The 17,720-nt window shown below is 64.1% G+C and carries 15 protein-coding genes; 11 read left to right on the forward strand and 4 right to left on the reverse strand.

Annotation, left to right across the window (positions count from 1 at the left end; translation table 11 throughout):
* Positions 1–191 precede the first annotated feature (191 nt).
* The 3 genes from ACIQUS_RS22880 to ACIQUS_RS22890 all read right to left on the reverse strand — a co-directional run bounded on the left by ACIQUS_RS22880 (position 192) and on the right by ACIQUS_RS22890 (position 3,497).
* On the reverse strand, positions 192–599 hold the full coding sequence (locus ACIQUS_RS22880) for an OsmC family protein (RefSeq protein WP_403051898.1): 408 nt from the start codon (positions 597–599) through the stop codon (positions 192–194).
* Positions 600–665: 66 nt separating this feature from the next.
* Positions 666–1,964, reverse strand: coding sequence for a serine/threonine transporter (locus tag ACIQUS_RS22885; protein WP_403051901.1), 1,299 nt, complete (start codon positions 1,962–1,964; stop codon positions 666–668).
* A gap of 159 nt (positions 1,965–2,123) precedes the next feature.
* Positions 2,124–3,497 (reverse strand): L-serine ammonia-lyase, encoded by a 1,374-nt coding sequence (locus ACIQUS_RS22890; RefSeq protein ID WP_403051904.1) that lies wholly within the window; start codon positions 3,495–3,497, stop codon positions 2,124–2,126.
* Between the two features lie 146 nt (positions 3,498–3,643).
* Here ACIQUS_RS22890 and ACIQUS_RS22895 point away from each other — a divergent pair, with 146 nt between their 5' ends.
* Positions 3,644–4,582 carry a LysR substrate-binding domain-containing protein gene (locus ACIQUS_RS22895; RefSeq protein WP_403051907.1) on the forward strand — a complete coding sequence of 313 codons (939 nt, stop codon included), beginning with the start codon at positions 3,644–3,646 and terminating at the stop codon, positions 4,580–4,582.
* 9 nt (positions 4,583–4,591) lie between these two features.
* On the opposite strand, the gene ACIQUS_RS22900 is transcribed toward ACIQUS_RS22895, so the two are convergent.
* A complete protein-coding gene (locus ACIQUS_RS22900) occupies positions 4,592–6,301 on the reverse strand; it encodes a sulfatase-like hydrolase/transferase (protein WP_403051910.1) in 1,710 nt (569 codons plus the stop codon).
* Between the two features lie 400 nt (positions 6,302–6,701).
* Here ACIQUS_RS22900 and ACIQUS_RS22905 point away from each other — a divergent pair, with 400 nt between their 5' ends.
* The 10 genes from ACIQUS_RS22905 to ACIQUS_RS22950 are packed head-to-tail and all read left to right on the forward strand — an operon-like array spanning position 6,702 to position 17,711.
* On the forward strand, positions 6,702–8,054 hold the full coding sequence (locus ACIQUS_RS22905) for a UDP-glucose dehydrogenase family protein (RefSeq protein WP_403051913.1): 1,353 nt from the start codon (positions 6,702–6,704) through the stop codon (positions 8,052–8,054).
* Positions 8,051–9,121, forward strand: coding sequence for an NAD-dependent epimerase (locus ACIQUS_RS22910; RefSeq protein ID WP_403051916.1), 1,071 nt, complete (start codon positions 8,051–8,053; stop codon positions 9,119–9,121). The genes ACIQUS_RS22905 and ACIQUS_RS22910 overlap by 4 nt, the downstream gene beginning before the upstream one ends.
* Complete coding sequence (locus ACIQUS_RS22915; RefSeq protein ID WP_403051919.1) at positions 9,118–9,864, forward strand: sugar transferase; 747 nt, start codon at positions 9,118–9,120, stop codon at positions 9,862–9,864. The genes ACIQUS_RS22910 and ACIQUS_RS22915 overlap by 4 nt, the downstream gene beginning before the upstream one ends.
* Positions 9,865–10,512 (forward strand): CpsD/CapB family tyrosine-protein kinase, encoded by a 648-nt coding sequence (locus ACIQUS_RS22920; RefSeq protein ID WP_403051922.1) that lies wholly within the window; start codon positions 9,865–9,867, stop codon positions 10,510–10,512.
* A 23-nt stretch (positions 10,513–10,535) separates the two neighbouring features.
* The gene (locus ACIQUS_RS22925) at positions 10,536–11,555 is read left to right on the forward strand and encodes a polysaccharide biosynthesis/export family protein (RefSeq protein ID WP_403051925.1); all 1,020 of its coding nucleotides are present in this window, start codon (positions 10,536–10,538) and stop codon (positions 11,553–11,555) included.
* Positions 11,556–11,575: 20 nt separating this feature from the next.
* Entirely contained in the window at positions 11,576–13,168 is a 1,593-nt protein-coding gene (locus tag ACIQUS_RS22930) for a GumC family protein (protein ID WP_403051928.1), read from the forward strand.
* Complete coding sequence (locus tag ACIQUS_RS22935; RefSeq protein WP_403051931.1) at positions 13,165–14,253, forward strand: glycosyltransferase family 4 protein; 1,089 nt, start codon at positions 13,165–13,167, stop codon at positions 14,251–14,253. Before ACIQUS_RS22930 ends, ACIQUS_RS22935 begins: the two co-directional genes overlap by 4 nt.
* Complete coding sequence (locus ACIQUS_RS22940) at positions 14,250–15,620, forward strand: O-antigen ligase family protein (RefSeq protein WP_403051934.1); 1,371 nt, start codon at positions 14,250–14,252, stop codon at positions 15,618–15,620. Before ACIQUS_RS22935 ends, ACIQUS_RS22940 begins: the two co-directional genes overlap by 4 nt.
* Positions 15,617–16,582 carry a glycosyltransferase gene (locus tag ACIQUS_RS22945; RefSeq protein WP_403051937.1) on the forward strand — a complete coding sequence of 322 codons (966 nt, stop codon included), beginning with the start codon at positions 15,617–15,619 and terminating at the stop codon, positions 16,580–16,582. Before ACIQUS_RS22940 ends, ACIQUS_RS22945 begins: the two co-directional genes overlap by 4 nt.
* Positions 16,575–17,711, forward strand: coding sequence for a glycosyltransferase family 2 protein (locus tag ACIQUS_RS22950; protein ID WP_403051940.1), 1,137 nt, complete (start codon positions 16,575–16,577; stop codon positions 17,709–17,711). The genes ACIQUS_RS22945 and ACIQUS_RS22950 overlap by 8 nt, the downstream gene beginning before the upstream one ends.
* Positions 17,712–17,720: the final 9 nt, after the last annotated feature.

The following is a 17,720-nucleotide window of genomic DNA, read 5'->3' on the forward strand; positions in this document are numbered from 1 at the left end:
GCGAAGGGCCGGATGCAGGGACACGGGTTTTGCCCACTTTTGCCTTCAAAAGTGGGTCGCCGTAAAGGCGAAACCAGCCGGCGGGGCCGCCGTAGCGAATGGATATGCTCACCGTCTTCAGTGCCAACGCGTAGCCGCTGCCGCCAGGCTGCGATCGACTGCGCTGTGGGAGCGGCTACCCCCGTGTCAGGTCAATCACCCAACTGACTATCAATGACAATGTTGCCACTGAGCAGCTTGTGCAGCGGGCAGGCATTGGCCACGCCCAGCAGGCGCTCGCGCTGGCTCGCATCGAGATCGCCGTGCAGTTCGATCACCCGCTTGATCGCGGTGTCCATGGGCGTGGTTTTCTCTTCCCGGGTGATATCCAGCTGCACATGGATATGCTGCAACGGCCACGCCTTGCGCCGGGCATACATGGACAGGGTGATCGCGGTGCAAGCACCCAGGGCCGAGAGCAACAGTTGATGGGGGTTGGGGCCGCTGTCGCGACCGCCGAGGGCCTGGTTTTCATCGGCAAGCCACTGGTTCACACCAGCGGACAGGTTGACGCTGTAGGGGATCTCGCCCAGTTCGGCGTGGACGGTCGAATCGGTCATCGGTGCAGGCTTCCTTGACAGCGGCCAGGCCCCTGAGGCCTGGCACGGAGTCCCTACACTAAGGCATCAGGCGAGGAAGGAATAGAGGATCGCCGACAAGGTGATCAGGCCGATCAGCACCACGAAGACGTTGGAGACCTTGCCCGAGTATTTGCGCAAGGACGGCACCTTGTGCATGGCGTACATCGGCATCAGGAACAGCAGGCAGGCGATTACCGGGCCGCCCAGGTTCTCGATCATGCCCAGGATGCTCGGGTTGAGCGTGGCCACCGCCCAGCAGGTCAGCACCATGAACAAGGCGGTCAGTTGCTCCAGGCGCTTGGCCGGCAGTTGTTTGCCACGGCTGCGCAGGCTCTTGATGATCATGCCCTGGAAGCCTTCGCTGGCACCGATGTAGTGGCCCAGGAACGACTTGGTGATCGCCACCAGGGCAATCAGCGGGGCGACGAAGGCAATCACCGGGGTCTGGAAGTGGTTGGCCAGGTACGACAGGATCGAGATGTTCTGCTGTTTGGCCGCGGCAAGATCAGCCGGGCTCAGGGCCAGCACGCAGCTGAAGCAGAAGAACATCACCGTCAGCACCATCATCACATGGGCGCTGGCGAGGATCTTGCCGCTTTTCTGGTCGGCCTGTTCGCCGTAGCGGTGTTTCTGGTCGACGGCAAACGCCGAGATGATCGGCGAATGGTTGAAGGAGAACACCATCACCGGAATCGCCAGCCACAGGGTCTTGATCAACAGGTCCATGGACATGCCTTCGCTGGCCTGGGCGAAGAACGCACCGTTCCAGTTGGGAATCAGGCTCAGGGCCAGCAACAGCAAGGCCGCGACGAAGGGGTAGACCAGCAGGCTCATGACCTTGACGATGATGCCCTGGCCACTGCGCACCACGATCATGAGGCCGCAGATCAGCAGCAAGGCCAACAGGGCCCGCGGTGGCGGGGTCATGTGCAGCTGGTGCTCCATGAAACTGCCCAGGGTGTTGGTCAGGGCGACGCTGTACACCAGCAGGATCGGGAAGATGGCGAAGAAGTACAGCAACGTGATCAGCTTGCCGGCACCGACGCCGAAGTGTTCTTCGACCACCTCGGTGATGTCTTCGCTGGCGCCGCGCTTACCCGAGAGAACAAAGCGGGTCAGGCCGCGGTGCGCGTAGAAGGTCATGGGGAAGGCCAGCAGCGCCAGGATCAGTAGCGGCCAGAAGCCCCCTACCCCGGCGTTGATCGGCAGGAACAGGGTACCGGCGCCGATGGCGGTGCCGTACAGGCCCAGGACCCAGGTGGTGTCGTGGCGGTTCCAGGCCTTGCCTTGCGCAGGGGCAGCCGATTCCACACGAATGGTCGTGGTGCTATTTACATCAGTCATCGATATTGCCTTGTAGTTGTTTTTGTTGCTTATGAACGAACTGCTTTGCTGCTTGGTGAAACAGGGGCTGCTGCGCCGCCATCGCCGGCTATGCCGGCTCCCACAATCCCCTGTGCAAACCAGGCCGGTGTGGGAGCTGGCGTAGCCAGCGATGCTCAATCAACACTCGACGAAGGCGACAGCCAGGCCGCCGCGCGAGGTCTCCTTGTAGTTGGCGTGCATGTCGGCGCCGGTATCGCGCATGGTGCGGATCACCCGGTCCAGGGAAATGAAATGCTCGCCATCGCCACGCAGGGCCATCTGCACGGCATTGATGGCCTTGACCGCGGCAATCGCATTGCGCTCGATGCACGGCACCTGGACCAGGCCGCCGACCGGGTCGCAGGTCAGGCCCAGGTTATGCTCCAGGGCGATTTCGGCAGCGTTCTCCAGCTGCATGGGCGTGGCCCCGAGCACCTCGGCAAGCCCCGCCGCCGCCATGGCGCAGGCCGAGCCGACCTCGCCCTGGCAGCCCACTTCGGCGCCGGAGATCGAGGCGTTCTTCTTGCACAGGATGCCTACCGCGGCGGCACTGAGGAGAAAATCCACCACGTCGTTGTCGCACGCATCCGGGTTGAACTTCATGTAGTAATGCAGCACCGCCGGGATGATCCCCGCCGCGCCGTTGGTCGGCGCGGTGACCATGCGCCCACCGGCGGCGTTCTCTTCGTTGACCGCCAGGGCGAACAGGTTGACCCATTCCATGGCGCTCAGGGTCGAGCCGATGACATTGGGTTTGCCCAGCTCCTGCAGGCTGCGGTGCAGCTTGGCGGCGCGGCGCTTGACCTGCAGCCCGCCAGGCAGGATGCCCTCATTGCGCAGGCCGTTGTCGACGCACTCGCGCATGGCCGCCCAGAGCGTGAGCAGGCCGCTGCGGACCTCGGCTTCAGGCCGCCAGGCGAGCTCGTTGGCCATCATCAGTTCGCTCACGCGCAACTGGTGCTGCTTGCACAGGGCGAGCAACTGGGCGGCGCTGTCGAAATCGTAGGGCAACTGCACCTGATCGGTGCTGGCCACCCTGCCGATCTCACCGGCTTCGACGATAAAGCCACCGCCCACCGAATAGTAAGTCTGCTGCAACAAGGAGCCGTTGACGCTGCTGGCTTCCAGGGTCATGGCGTTGGGGTGATAGGGCAGGCTTTCGTCGAGCAGCAGCAAATCACGGGCGCAATCGAAGGGCACCGGCTGGCTGCCGTCGAGCAACAGCACCTGGCTGTCCTGCAACTGGCCGATCAGCGACTCGATGCTACGGGGCTCGATCTGGTCCGGCCACTCGCCCATCAGCCCGAGCAGGCAGGCCCGGTCCGTGGCGTGACCGACGCCGGTGGCCGACAGCGAGCCATACAGACGCACCTCCAGGCGGCTCACCTGGGCCAGTAAACCCTGCTCGCGCAAGGCCTGGGCGAAGGTGGCAGCCGCCCGCATCGGGCCTACGGTATGGGAGCTGGAAGGCCCGATGCCAATTTTGAAAAGGTCGAAAACACTGATAGCCATGCTAATGCCTGCACACTCAAGCGACGAATGTCGCCCTGCCGTGCTGTGAAAAAATTGAAGGGTTTCGCGAAGTTGCGCGATACTGCCCGGTCACCGTGGCATTGACCAACGAAACTTTCTAAGCAAGCCTTTAGTAGAACTAAACGATGAGACGGCAAATGAATGGCCAGATGTATGTCTGGCTCCATGTGTTTTCCTGTGCGGCGCGGCACTTGTCGTTCACCCGCTGTGCGGAGGAACTGCACATCACGCCGGGGGCGGTCAGCCAGCAGATCCGCCAACTGGAAGAGCGCCTGGGCTTTCGCCTGTTCCTGCGTCGCGCCCGCGGCGTGGAGCTCAGCGCCGAAGGCCAGCGCCTGGCGCAGACGGTCAGCGAAGCCTACGGCAACATCGATGCCGAACTGCGGCGCCTGGACGCCGGCGAGATCCGCGGCACCCTGCGCCTGCGCTCGATCCCCTCGTTCCTGGCCAAATGGTTGACGCCACGCCTGCCGCGCCTGCAACAACGCTACCCGGACATCCAGTTGCGCCTGGTAGCCGAAGACAGCAGCCAGGCGCTGCGCGAGGGCGACTTTGACCTCGCCATCGACCTCAACGACGGCAGCTACCCGGGCATGCATTCCACCCCCTTGCTGGACGAGCAGATCTTTCCGGTGTGCTCACCGGCGCTGCTGCGCGGCCGTCCGCCCCTGCACGGGCCTGCCGACCTTGCGCACTATCCGTTGCTGCACGACATCACCGCCTGGCGCGGCAGTTCCGAATATGCGGAGTGGGAGTTCTATCTGGAAGGCATCGGCGCCGCCGGCCTGGACGTGCGCCGCGGCCATACCTTCAACCGCAACCACCTGACCATCGAAGCGGCCATCGCCGGCATCGGCGTGGCCATTGCCCGGCGCACCCTGCTCAATGACGAGCTGGAGCGTGGCACCCTGATCGTGCCTTTCGGCCTGCCGATCGCCAATCACAAGCGCTACGTGCTGCACTACCCGCCCGGCGGCCTGACTCACCCAGGCGCCCGGGCCGTGCACGACTGGCTGGTGGAGGAAGCCGACAGCTTCCGCGCCCTGCACGCCCGGGTGCCATAAGAACCACGCTCAATCGGCCTTGCCCACCGGCATCTGCTCGCTCGTCACCCCCGCGTCCGGCGTCACCACCTGGCCCAGGTCGATGCGTTTGAACACCGGCTCCGCGCCCAGCCGCGCGTTGAAGCGGGTGTTGAAGCTGAAGTCGTCCTCGGTCGGCACCGCCAGTGAGCGCCCATAGACCGCTGTGATGCCGGCCGGGTCAAACCCAAGCAACTGCAACAGGGTCGGAAAGATGTTGTAGTGGCTGGAGCGGTCCTTGTTGCCGGCCAGCGCCGCATCCCAGTCCAGGGTCTTGAGCTGCTCGCCCTGGATCACCACCAGCGGCACCAGGCCCTCTTCTTCCACCGGGTCGCTGTCGCAATGGGTGTTCAAACCAGGATTGCCGCGCTCGTGCAGGTCCTGACCATGGTCGGAGGTATAGATCAGCACGGCCTGGCTGAGGTCCGCCCGGGCGAACAGGCGATTGAAGAACTCGCCGACGTTCCACAACAGGCTGTTCTTGTAGGAATTGCGGTAAAGCACCCAATCCTGCGGCTGCCCGCTGAAGCCGTCACGCCGACCGGTGTCGGTGATATCGGCGTACTGCCCGCGGGGCAAGGCCGGCTGGTAGGCCATGAACGCATCGGGGTATTTGTCGTGCACCGGGAAGTGCACGCCCACCTTGTTCATCACGATCAGTTGCGCCTTGTCATCGCCCAGTAGCTCGATGAGCGTGCCCACTGCCGCCATGTCGCGGTCTTGCACCGGGGTGTCATCGAACTGGATGAACTGGTCGATGTCACGCTTCTCGGTCTGGGTCATCAGGTTCTGCAGGCTGCCGCCGGTACGCTGCGCATCGATGTACACCGTACCCAGGCCCGCCGCCTTGGCGTACTGCCAGATCGACGGCAGGGTCGAATTGATGCGCAGGTAATCGCTGCGGGTGCCGCCGTAGCGCAGGGTGACGTTGGTGTCGGCGCTGCAGTTGGCGATCGAGGCGGCGTAGCCGTAGTTGAAGATGCGCGCGCCGGGCTGTGCCTGGTTGAGGTGGCTGCGCACGCCCTGGGCGGTGTTCAGGTCCAGGTAGTTGCCCGAGACGCTTTCATCGATGATCAGCACGATGTCACGGGCCAGCACCGGCCCGCTGCGCGAAAGGGTCACGGGTTCGCGCGGGCCGACATGGTTGTTCAGCGATTCGTAGGCCATCAGGTTCAGGTAGGCCAGCGGCGTGTACATGATCGGCAGGCCACGGGCGCCCTCGCCTGCGCGCACGAACAGGATGGTGGTCAACAGCGCGATGGCCAGCAGCGGCGCGGCCAGGGGCAGCAGCGCCGGCCCCGGCAACTCGCGCCGGGGGCGCAGGCCCAGCCCCAGCAGCAACAGCAGCGTACGTCCCAGGCTCTGCAGGATCACGCTGTGGTACTGCGCCAGGGCCTCGCCGATGAAGCCGCCGGAATAGACCATGGAGATAAAGGCGCTGTAGGTCAGGTAATCGGCGGTGATGTGGGTGTAGGCATCGAAAAACAGCGCACTGGCCGAAAACACCAGGGCAAACCCCCAACGTAACCAACCCTGGCGAATACTGGCGCACAGCAGCAAGGCCAGCACCAGCAACACGAACACCCCGCCATACAACACCAGCGCCGGCCCCGGGCCGATGGCCTGGATGCGTTCGAGGTAGTAGGGAAAGTGACTGAGCAGGTACAGGACGAGCAGCAATTCCTTGAAATATCGGCGCATGGCTCCCTCGCAAATAGGCCCTTTTACGTCCCGGGCTCCTTCCACGTTAGCAGTGCTGTCACAAAGCGCAAACCCGAATACGTCAATAATATGACTCAACTTACGTGCGCCAATTCTGACAGGCAGAAAACGAGAAAGCGTTGCATTCGTGAAACAACACCCTTCCTACAGGCCACGTTTTTAGGGGCTCATGACCGTTCATCGTTTTGGCAAGCGGCCAATTGCCACTGCCCGAATTCGCTAAGGTACGGATTTCAAAAGGCTTGATGGCAAAAAGCCCATTTTGTAGCGACTGTAAATCCGACGAAACATGCCATTTGATTGACACAACCGTTCACCGGTGGGCTATACCCTCTTCACACCTGTTTCATTCTCATTACTCCATACGAGGCACGCCGACATGGACGTGAGCGTATTTGGCACCGGCTATGTCGGTCTTGTACAAGCTGCTGCCCTGGCAGACGTAGGTCACCGTGTGTTGTGCGTCGATGTTGACGCCCACAAGATCAATCAATTGCGCCAGGGTGTTCCACCGATCAGCGAACCTGGGCTGTCGAGCATGCTCGAAGAGAACATCAAGGAAGGACGCTTGCTGTTCAGCACCCAGGCCAGTGATGCAGTGGCTCATGCCGAGCTGATCTTCATCGCTGTCGGTACCCCGCCCGATGAAGACGGCTCGGCCGATCTGTCCCATGTGCTGGGGGTGACCCGGCAGATTGCCGGGCTGATGGACGCCGACCGCACCCTGATCATCAAGTCCACCGTACCGGTCGGCACCGCCGACAAGGTCGCCCAGCTGGCGCGGGAAGAACTCCAGCACCTGGCCAAGGACAATCTGAAGGTCCGGGTGGTCTCCAACCCCGAGTTCCTCAAGGAAGGCAGCGCCCTGGCCGACTGCATGCGCCCGGACCGGATCATCGTCGGCACCGCCGACGAGCAGGCCCATGACCAGCTGGCCGAGCTCTACGCGCCCTTCTGCCGCAACCATGAAAAGCTGATGTTCATGGACAACCGCAGCGCCGAGCTGACCAAGTACGCGGCCAATGCCATGCTCGCCACGCGCATCAGCTTCATGAACGAGCTGGCCAACCTCACCGAACGCCTGGGCGCCGACATCGAGGCCGTGCGCAAGGGCATCGGCTCCGATCCGCGCATCGGCTATCACTTCATCTACCCCGGCTGCGGCTTTGGCGGCTCGTGCTTTCCCAAGGACCTGCGTGCCCTGCTGCACACCGCCGAGAACAGCGGCATGCCGCTGCGTCTGTTGCAGAGTGTCAGCGAGGTCAACGACGCCCAGCGCCAGATCCTCTTCGGCAAATTGAAGCAGCACTTGCCCGGCAGCCTGGCCGGCAAGTCCATCGCGCTCTGGGGCCTGGCGTTCAAACCCAATACCGACGACATGCGCGAAGCGCCGAGCCGCTACCTGATGGAGGCCCTGTGGGCCGAGGGTGCGACCGTGTGCGCCTATGATCCGGAAGCCATGGCCGAATGCCGGCGTATCTACGGTTACCGCAACGACCTGCGCCTGTGCGCCACCCGCGACGACACCCTGGAAGACGCCGACGCCCTGGTGATCTGCACCGAGTGGAAGACCTTTCGCGTGGTCGACTTCGCCCTGCTGGCCAAGAAGCTGCGCAGCCGGGTGATCATCGACGGGCGCAACCTCTACAACCCCGACCAGGTGGCCACCTACGGCCTGAGCTACAGCGGTATCGGCCTGCGACAAGTACTGCCGGGAGTACCGGCACCATGAAGATACTGGTCACCGGTGCCGCCGGTTTCATCGGGGCTCACTGCACCCTGCGCTTGCTGCAGGATGGCCACGACGTGATCGGCCTGGACAACTTCAACGACTACTACGACCCGACGCTCAAGGAAGACCGGGTGCGCTGGGTGTCAACCCAGGCCCGCCCCTTCGCGCTGTATCGCCTGGACCTCAACGATGCCGCCGGCGTGGCCGAGCTGTTTGCCTGCGAGCAACCCGAGGTGGTGATCCATCTGGCGGCCCAGGCCGGGGTGCGCTACTCCCTGGAAAATCCGCGGGCCTATATCGACAGCAACCTGTGCGGCTTTCTCAATATCCTCGAAGGTTGCCGCCGCCATCCTGTGCAGCACTTGTTGTATGCCTCGTCCAGTTCGGTCTACGGCGCCAACCAGCACACCCCGTACCGGGTCCAGGACGCGGTGGACCATCCGTTGTCGCTGTACGCCGCGACCAAGAAAGCCAACGAGGCCATGGCCCACAGCTACAGCCACCTGTTCGGCATCGCGGCCACGGGCCTGCGCTTTTTCACCGTGTACGGTCCCTGGGGCCGGCCGGACATGTCGCCAATCCAGTTCGCCCGGGCAATTGCCGAAGGCCGGCCGATCCAGCTGTTCAACCATGGCCGGCACCAGCGCGACTTCACCTACATCGACGACATCGTCGAGAGCCTGGTGCGCCTTGTGCCCCTGGCGCCCCGGGCCAACCCGGACTGGGACCGCGAGCAGCCCGACCCTGCCAGCAGCCACGCGCCCTGGCGCCTGTTCAACATCGGCGGCCAACGCCCGGTGGAGCTGACCGACTACGTTGCCCTGCTGGAAAAACACCTGCAGCGCAAGGCCGAGATCGAACTGTTGCCCCTGCAGCCCGGCGATGTGCTGGCCACCTGCGCCGATGCCAGCAGCCTGGAACAGGTCACCGGCTTCACCCCACGTATTTCACTTGATGAAGGCCTCGGGCGCTTTATTGCCTGGTTTCATCAGTACTACCCGCACCTTGCCAGGGACGACATGCGGGTCACCGGGCCAACACCCGAGCATCAATGGAGGGCGGTATGACAGGACAACCTAAAAGTGCGCAACTGCAGGCACTGCATCAAGACAAACGCATGGACCCGGCACATCGCCAACGCATTGACGCGGCGATCCACATGCAGGGCCGTGGCTGGATGACCGGCCGTGCCGGCGGGCGTCCCTGGACCCTGTCGCGCACCAACCGGGTACTGGCCTGCATCGGCGCACTGTGCATCCTCACGCTGATCTCGCCGCTGCTGCTGGTGCTGGCCGTACTGGTCAAGCTGAGCAGCCCGGGCCCGGTGTTCTTCGTGCAGAAACGCACCGGTTACCGCGGCCGCGCCTTCGGCATGTACAAGTTCCGCACCATGGTGGCCAACGCCGAAGCCTTGAAGGACTCGGTGCGCCACCTCAATAAACACGGCGCCGACTCCATCGATTTCAAGATCGACAAGGATCCGCGTGTCACCCCCATCGGCCACTGGCTGCGGCGCAGCAGCCTGGACGAACTGCCCAACCTGTTCAACGTGGTGCTCGGCGATATGCGCCTGGTCGGACCTCGCCCCACTTCGTTCAACGCCTATCGCTACAAGGACAACCACCTTGCGCGCCTGAGCATCTACCCCGGCATGACCGGCCTCTGGCAAATCAGCGGCCGCAGCAATATCGACTTCGACCAGCGCGTCGAACTGGACCTGAGCTACATCAACGAACAGAGCTTGTTGCTGGACCTGAAAATCCTCTTCAAGACTCCGTTCAAAGTCTTCAGCGGCCACGGAGCAAGTTGAATGGACGGTTCTACTTCAAGAAGTCTGACCATCGCCACCCCGAGCGAAACCAACCTGACGTCCACCGTGCTCGACGAGGACCAGCGCATCCTGTTGCTGACTGCTGCCAACACCGGCAGCGGCACCAGCACCAGTGCCCTGGCCTTCGCCAGCCAGTTGGCGCTGATGAGCGGCGGCCCGGTATTGCTGGTGGACAGCAGCCCAAGCGGCAACAACCTCAGCCAGCAACTGAGCCTGCACAAGCTGCGCGGGTTCAACGACCTGATGTTCGACCAGGACACCCCGCCCTTGATGCAGGACTGCATCGTGCGCCTGTCCGACCAGCCGTTCGACGTCTTGCCCGCCGGCACCTACCGACGCGGCAAGGCGCGGCTCAACCCCGACCTGCTCAAGGTCCTGCTGCGCCACCTGGGCGAGCACTATCGCTTCGTGGTGATCGACGGCGAGGCGGTCTACGCCAGCGCCGACAGCCTGGTGATCGGTACCCTGGTCGATGGCGTGATCCTGGTGGTGTGCGCCGAGGAGACCCGCTGGGAGGCGGCCCAGGCGGCGGCCCAGCGCCTGACCCAGGCCGGTGCGCGGTTGATCGGCAGCGTCTTCAACCGGCGCAAGTACTACATGCCCAAGTGGCTGTACAACAACCTTTGAGGCCAGCAGCCCAGGAGCTTTCCATGAAATACACATCGTTCGCGCTGTGCCTGCTGACCCTGGCCGGCTGCGCCACCCAGGAATCCCGGCAAATGCCGGTGCAGATCATGACGGCCGCCCCGGCCAATGCCCAGGACACCGAGCTGCCGCGCCGTGAGCAGGTGCTGCGACCACAGGATGTACTCGATGTGATCTTCCATATCAGCACCAGCGGCTCCGATGCCTACCGCATTCAGCCGGGTGACACCGTGGGCCTGTCGTTTCTCTCGGCCAGTTCGCTCAACGGCAACCAGCTGGTGCTGCCCGACGGCAGCATCGAACTGCCACGGGCCAACACCTCGGTGAACATCGCCGGGCAGACCCCCGACCAGGCCCGCCGCACCATCCAGCAGGCCTACCGCAACAAGAGTCTGTTCCAACCCAACCGCGACCAGTTGACGGTACAGGTGATCAGCCCGCTGACCAACGAGCAGAACCTCAAGAGTGCCCTGAACCACCCCGCCACCGGCATGAGCCGGGAAATCACCGTGGGCACCGACGGCCAGGCCAGCTTTCCGGAAATCGGCTCGGTGCCGCTGCAAGGCATGACGGTCAATCAACTGCAAACCTACCTGAACAACCGCTACGCCAGCCTGCCCGGGCGCATGACCGTGGACGTGATGCTCAAGTCCACCGCGGCCAACGAGGTCTATGTGCTCGGTGAGGTCGGCCAGCCCGGCGCCTACCCGATCCGTCGGCCGATTTCGGTGCTCGAAGCCCTGACCCTGGCCCGCGGCCCGAACATCAAGGCGCGGCTGGACTCGGTGATGATCCTGCGCCGCAGTGGCAACCAGGTGCAGGCCTTCCCCTACAACGTCGACAAGGCCCTGGATGCCAGCGCTGCGCAAGTGGCCTACCTGCAACCGGACGACATGCTCTACGTGCCCAAGACCAAACTGGCCAGCGCCGGTGACCTGGCCCGGCAACTGGCCGATGTGGTGCTGTTCCAGGGCTTCGGTTTCAGCTTTGCCTACCGTGTTGACAACAAAGACAGCGACGACTAATTCAAGGCGGGTGAATGAGCATGAACACAAAAGAAAACTACCTGCATGAATTCTTCAGGATCTTCTTCGCCAACCGCCAGTTGGTGAAGCGGGTGTTCCTGGTCTTTGCAGTGATTGCCCTGCTGTTGCCCCTGGTGCTCAAACAGAGCTTCGACATCACGGCCGAGGTCATCGTCCAGTCCAAGAAACTGTCCCAGAGCGACACCAACACCGCCCTGGCCCAGGAGACCGACAAGTTCATCCCGCCGTCGCTGGCCGACATGGAGACTGAAAGCAACATCCTGCGCTCGCCGACCCTGATCCGCCAGACCATCAGCCAGCTGCGCGACGAGGGCCAGTACGAGGTACCGCCGGGCCTGATGCAGCGCCTGGTGTTCGGCCCGATCAAGAGCGTGATCGTCAATCCGCTGCGTGAGTACGTGGTCAACCCGGTGCGTTCGCTGTTCGGCCTTGAGGTCGACCCGGTGCGAGATACCCAGCTCGATACCCTCACCGACGAGGCGATCAAGGACCTGAAGATCGAAACCCTGCCCGGCTCCAACGTGGTCTCGGTGACCTATAGTTTCCCCGACCCGAAACTGGGCACCCTGTTCGTCAGCCGGCTGCTGGACAACTACTTGAAAAACCGCCAGAACCTGCAATCGAACGAGCTGCCGCAAGAGTTCTACGAGCAGAAGAAACTGCAGTACCAGGCCCGCATGGATGATCTGGAAAGCAAACGCCTGGGCATGCTCGAAAACATCGGCTCGTCCGACCCCAAGGAAGAAATCACCTTCCGCCTCAATGCCATCAACACCGAGGAACAGGCGCTGAACCTGTACCGCGATCGCCTGCTGCAAAGCAAGCAATGGCTGGACTACCTCAAGACCAGCCTGAGCGCGGCCAGCAACGCCGGCATGCGTGACTTCGCCTTCCCCTACACCTTCACCACCACCGTCGACAACGTGGCGTTCGAAGACCGCGAGATCAAGCAACTGGGCGAGCAACTGACCACCCTGGTGCTGACCTACGTCAGCGACCTGGCGGTGTTCCAGCCCAGCAGCGAGCAGATGGTGCTGCAACGCGAGCAGATCGCCAAGACCCGCCAGCAGTTCCTCAAGGTCGTCTCCAACCGCATCAAGGAGCGTGAAAAAGACCTGGCCGTGGTCCAGGACGTGATCGCCCAGAAGACCCAACGCATCGCCGACTACAAAGGCCGCGTGCACCAGTTGCAGGAAACCCAGAGCAAGGCGCGTCAGCTCGACACCGAGATCGACGCCCTGCACAAAGCCTTCTTCACCTACACCCAGCGCTATGAAGAAGCACGCGGCGAGCGTCTGCTGGCGGGCGACCTGTCCAACGCACGGATCCTCAGTGCCCCTTACGAACCTGCTGAAGCGGCGTTTCCCAAGCCGCTGCTGATCGTACCGTTCGGCATGCTCACCGGCCTGCTGCTGGCCATTGCCCTGGTCTATGTGCGTGAGTTCTTCGACCATCGCTTCAAGCATCCGGCGCAGATCGGCCATCAACTGGACCTGCCGGTGTTGCTGGTGATCAACGACCAGACCCCGGAAACGCCCAACCCGCACAGCGGCTGGACCCTGCCACGGTTGATGCATTGGGTGCGCAATTGAACGCACCCCTGACCCCGACCCGGCCGATCATCCACCTGCTGAGCAGCGGTGGTTTCTACGGTGCCGAACGGATGTTGCTGGACCACTGCCAGGCCACCCCGGGACAGCACCAGGTGCTGTTCCTCGGGGCCCCGCAAGATCTGGTGGCGCGGTTTCGCGCCGCCGGTATCGCCTGCCAGACTTGCGACGGCCTCGCGGCGCTGTTGGCCGAGCTTGGCAAGCAACGCCATTCGCGGCCGCTGCTCAATGCCCATAACTTCAGGGGCCTGGTGTTCGGCTGGGTGGCCGCCAGGCGCTGGCGCCTGCCGATGGTCAGCACCCAGCATGGCTTTACCCCCACCAGCCGCAAGCAGCGCCTGTATGGCTGGCTGACCCTGCAGTTGTGCCGCACCCGCACCATCGCCCGGGTGGTCTGCGTGGCCGAAAGCATCGCCGTGCTGCTGCGTCGGGCCGGTGTTGCGCCGGACAAGCTGCAGGTCATCCCCAACGGCCTGCCTGAAGCCATCGCCCTGCCCGACCTGAGCCATGGCGACGGTCGCTGGCTGGCAGGCTACGTCGGGCGCTTGAGCAGTGAGAAAGGCCCTGACCTGTTTCTCGATACCCTGATCCCGCTGTGCCAGCGCCATCCACAGCTGGATGCGGTGATGCTCGGTGACGGTCCGCAGCGAGACCTGCTGCAGGCCCGCATCGATGCCGCCGGGCTGAACGCGCGTATCCGTCTGCCCGGCTTTCAACGCGACATGCGCAAGTGGATGGCGCGCCTGGATGCCCTGGTGATCAGCTCGCGCACCGAAGGCACGCCGATGATCCTGCTCGAAGCCATGCAGGATGGCGTACCGGTGGTGGCCTTCGGCGTGGGCGGTATTCCCGATGTCATCGAGCACGGTCGCAGCGGCCTGCTGGCCCGGCCACTGGCAGTGGACGAGCTGGCCGCGCAGCTCGAAGCCCTGTTGCTCGACCCTGCCCAGGCGGCCGAACTGATCGCCCAGGCACGCCACACCCAACGCGAACGTTTTCACCTGCCGACGCTGGCGCAACGCTGGGCCCAGGTCTACCTGGGCGCGGCCACGGAGACCTGCGCATGATCATTCCACTGTCGTTGATCGGTCTGTTTGCGATTGCAGGCATCGCCCTGCTGGCCAGTCCCTACCCGTACCTGGCACCCGGTGCGGCCATCGGCCTGGTCGGCCTGCTGGCACTGTACCGGCGCCCGGCCTGGGGCTTGCTGGCGATCATCGCGGTGGTGCCGCTCGAAGGTCTGTTCAAGGACAGCGACCTGTCGGCCGCCAAGGTCATCGGCGCGTCCCTGGCCCTGGTGCTGCTGCTGCAACTGGCGGTCGGACAACTGCCCGGCGAGCGCCTGCGCAGCTCCATGTGGCGTCTGCTGCTGGGCTTTATGGCGCTGTACCTGCTGAGTTTCTGGGTCAGCGACAGCAGCGAGATGTCCCTTGGACATTTCCGTGAACTGGCGGTGGGGCTGCTGTTGTTCGCCATCACCCTGCTGATCGGACGCGATCTGAACCTGGCGATGATGTGCCGGCTGGTGACCCTGAGTGTCGGCCTGACCTGCATCATGGCCATGTTCTCCACCAAGTACCAGGACGAGGGCCGCGCCGCCGGCCTGCTCTCGGACCCCAACGTATTCGCCATGCTCATCGCCATCGCCGTGCCCATGGCGCTGTGGCTGGTGCTCAACAGCCCCAACCGCTTGCAGCGGCTGTTCTGGATCGCCTGCTGCCTGCTGTTGCTGGCCGGCATGACCAAGACAAACTCGCGCTCGGGCCTGGTGGTGCTGCTGATCAGCCTGGGCATTGTCCTGGTCCACTACCGCGAACAGGTGGCCCGCCTGCGCCCGCGTCATCTGGGCTTTGCCATGCTGGGGCTGGCGATCCTGCTGCCCGCCGCCGTGGCGGTGATGCCGGACACCTACATTGCCCGCATCCAGTCGCTGACCTACCTCAAGTCCGGGGTCAACGCCTTCAAGGACGACTCGCTGGGCCGGCGTTCTTCCTACATCGTCGTGGGCAGCAAAATGATCCGCGAGAACCCGCTGCTCGGTTCCGGCCCCGGCACCTTCCCCCTGCACTACGCCACCACCGGCTATGCCAAGGCGTTCTCGGCCAACCGCAAGGTCGGCGACCTGTACCGCCGGGCCCACAACACCTACCTGGAAATCTTCAGTGAAGTGGGTGTGCCGGCCGGCCTGCTGTTCACCGGCATGGTGATCCTGGCCCTGTACAACCTCTGGTACGCCAGGCGGCTGTGGTTGCAGCAGGGCAACCACAAGCAGGCCGACATGCTCACCCACCTGTGCATGAGCATGCTCGCCATCGGTCTGTTCCTGATGTTCCTCAGTGCGCCCAACCACAAGTACCTGTGGATCATGCTCGCGCTGTCCAGTGTCCTGCGCCTAGAAGCCGAGCGGGCGCGCCTGCCCCAGGAGGCGGCATGAGCCGGATCAGTATCGTCATACCCATGTTCAACGAGGCACGGCACATTGGCCGTACCCTGCAGTCGGCGCGAAACGCCGCCGAGGCGGCCGGGCTTGAATGCGAGCTGGTGGTGGTCGACAACGGCTCCCGCGACGATGGCCCGCAGATTGCCCGCGGCCTCGGTGCCCGGGTACTGACCCTGCCGGGCCTGACCATCGGTGCCCTGCGCAACCGTGGTGCGGCCGCCTGCCAGGGCGAGTGGCTGGCCTTCCTCGATGCCGATATCGAAGTCCCGCAAGACTGGCTGACGGTGCTGTTCGCGCTGCACGCCGACCACCGTGGCGATGTCTTCGCCCTGGACTGCGACACCCCGCGCCAGGCGCCCTGGTTCGCCCGCGCCTGGCAGCGCCGCACCCTGCGCGCCGGGCGCAATGAACACCGGGCGCAATGGCTGCCGACCCCCAACCTGCTGATGCAGCGTCACTGGTTCGAGCAGGTGGGCGGCTTCAACGAGCACCTGCGCACCGGTGAAGACAAGGACCTGACCTTGCGCCTGGGCCATGCCGGCGCGCGGCTGCTGGCCCTGCGCGAGCCGGCCGCCCTGCACTGGGGCTACGAAGGCAGTTGGGGCGAATGGCTGGGCAAGGAGATGTGGCGCCAGGGCAGTCAGTTGCAGCTGCTGCGCAGCAATGGCGTGAGCCTGCGCCTGTTGCGCTTCCCGCTGTTGTCCGTCGGCGCCTGGACACTGGACTTCATGGCCCTGTCGGCCTTGCTCGACGGCTTCCCCCATGTGGCGCTGTTCCTGCTGCTGATCAGCGCCCTGCCGGCCCTGGCCCTGAGCCTTCGCCAAAGCCTGAGCCACAACGACCTGTTGTTCAGCCTGCAACTGTGGGGCCTGCACTGGATTCGCCTGCACCTGGCCGGCGCGGCCTTCGTGCTCAGTCTGTTCAACTGGAACGCAAGGAGGCCCGCCCGTGGCTGAGTTCATTTTCTGGCTGTGCCTGTTGTTGCCCTTCTACGCCTGGCTGGGCTACCCGCTGCTGCTCACCGTCGCCGCGCCCCTGTTCCGTCGCCACCAACCCGGCCCCTTGGCGCCGCAACGGGTCAGTGTGGTGGTGGCCGCGCACAATGAAGAGCGCAATATCGACAACAAACTGCGCAACCTGCTGGAACAGGACTGCCCGGCCGCCAGCCTGCAGATCATCGTCGCCAGCGACGGCTCGAGCGATCGCACGGTGGAGTTGGCACGCCGCTTCGACGATCCGCGCATCCAGGTCCTGGACCTGCCGCGCATGGGCAAGAACAGCGTGCTCAACGTCGCGGTCAGCCAGTGCACGGGCGATATCGTGGTGTTCACCGATGCCGATGTGCACTGGATCGACGGCACCCTGGCCGCCTTGCTGGCGCCCTTCGCCGACCCCGAGGTGGGGGGCACCGTCGGCAAGATGATCATCCCCGTCGCAGGCAAGGGCCTGAGTGTGGGTGAAAGCCTGTACCGCCACTACGAAGCCTGGCTGCGCCGGCTGGAAAGCCATACCGGCTGCACGGTTTCGGCCGACGGTGCCCTGCAGGCCCTGCGCCGCGAGCTGTACCAGCCGATTCCGGCGCGGGTCAACGACGACTTCTATATCAACACCTGTGCACCGGTGGCCGGCAAGCGCGTGGTCTATGTCGACGAAGCCCAGGTGCTGGACCAGGGCGTGGACGAGGCCGACCGTCAGTTCAGCCGCCGCCAGCGCGTCACCGTCGGTGGCCTGATCAGCCTGGCTGCCCGGCGCGAGCTGCTCAACCCGATGCGCCATGGCCTGTACGCCATCGCCCTGATCAGCCACAAGCTGATCCGCCGCCTGGCCCCGGTGCTGTTGCTGCCGTTGCTGCTGGCCAACCTCTGGCTGCTCGATGACCACGGCTTCTACCGCCTGACCCTGGCCGCCCAGCTGCTCGGCTACGCCATCGCCGTGGCCGGCCTGCTGGACGAACGCCGGCGCTTGCCCAAGCCGTTTCGCCTGGCCGCCTTCGTGCTGGTGACCCTGGCCGGCATGAGCGTCGGTGTGTGGCAGTTCCTGCGCGGGCACAGCTACAACCAATGGAACCCCGACCAGACCCGATGAGAGCCTGAC

This window comes from Pseudomonas sp. NPDC090755, assembly GCF_044769005.1.
Classification (GTDB): Bacteria; Pseudomonadota; Gammaproteobacteria; order Pseudomonadales; family Pseudomonadaceae; genus Aquipseudomonas.

Bases quoted from the DNA above. Each gene is read 5' to 3' on its own strand.
- ACIQUS_RS22900 (WP_403051910.1), bottom strand. From the start codon at position 6,301: ATGCGCCGATATTTCAAGGAATTGCTGCTCGTCCTGTACCTGCTCAGT.
- ACIQUS_RS22910 (WP_403051916.1), top strand. From the start codon at position 8,051: ATGAAGATACTGGTCACCGGTGCCGCCGGTTTCATCGGGGCTCACTGC.
- ACIQUS_RS22945 (WP_403051937.1), top strand. From the start codon at position 15,617: ATGAGCCGGATCAGTATCGTCATACCCATGTTCAACGAGGCACGGCAC.
- ACIQUS_RS22895 (WP_403051907.1), top strand. From the start codon at position 3,644: ATGAGACGGCAAATGAATGGCCAGATGTATGTCTGGCTCCATGTGTTT.
- ACIQUS_RS22890 (WP_403051904.1), bottom strand. From the start codon at position 3,497: ATGGCTATCAGTGTTTTCGACCTTTTCAAAATTGGCATCGGGCCTTCC.
- ACIQUS_RS22905 (WP_403051913.1), top strand. From the start codon at position 6,702: ATGGACGTGAGCGTATTTGGCACCGGCTATGTCGGTCTTGTACAAGCT.
- ACIQUS_RS22930 (WP_403051928.1), top strand. From the start codon at position 11,576: ATGAACACAAAAGAAAACTACCTGCATGAATTCTTCAGGATCTTCTTC.
- ACIQUS_RS22915 (WP_403051919.1), top strand. From the start codon at position 9,118: ATGACAGGACAACCTAAAAGTGCGCAACTGCAGGCACTGCATCAAGAC.
- ACIQUS_RS22920 (WP_403051922.1), top strand. From the start codon at position 9,865: ATGGACGGTTCTACTTCAAGAAGTCTGACCATCGCCACCCCGAGCGAA.
- ACIQUS_RS22880 (WP_403051898.1), bottom strand. From the start codon at position 599: ATGACCGATTCGACCGTCCACGCCGAACTGGGCGAGATCCCCTACAGC.
- ACIQUS_RS22925 (WP_403051925.1), top strand. From the start codon at position 10,536: ATGAAATACACATCGTTCGCGCTGTGCCTGCTGACCCTGGCCGGCTGC.
- ACIQUS_RS22885 (WP_403051901.1), bottom strand. From the start codon at position 1,964: ATGACTGATGTAAATAGCACCACGACCATTCGTGTGGAATCGGCTGCC.
- ACIQUS_RS22940 (WP_403051934.1), top strand. From the start codon at position 14,250: ATGATCATTCCACTGTCGTTGATCGGTCTGTTTGCGATTGCAGGCATC.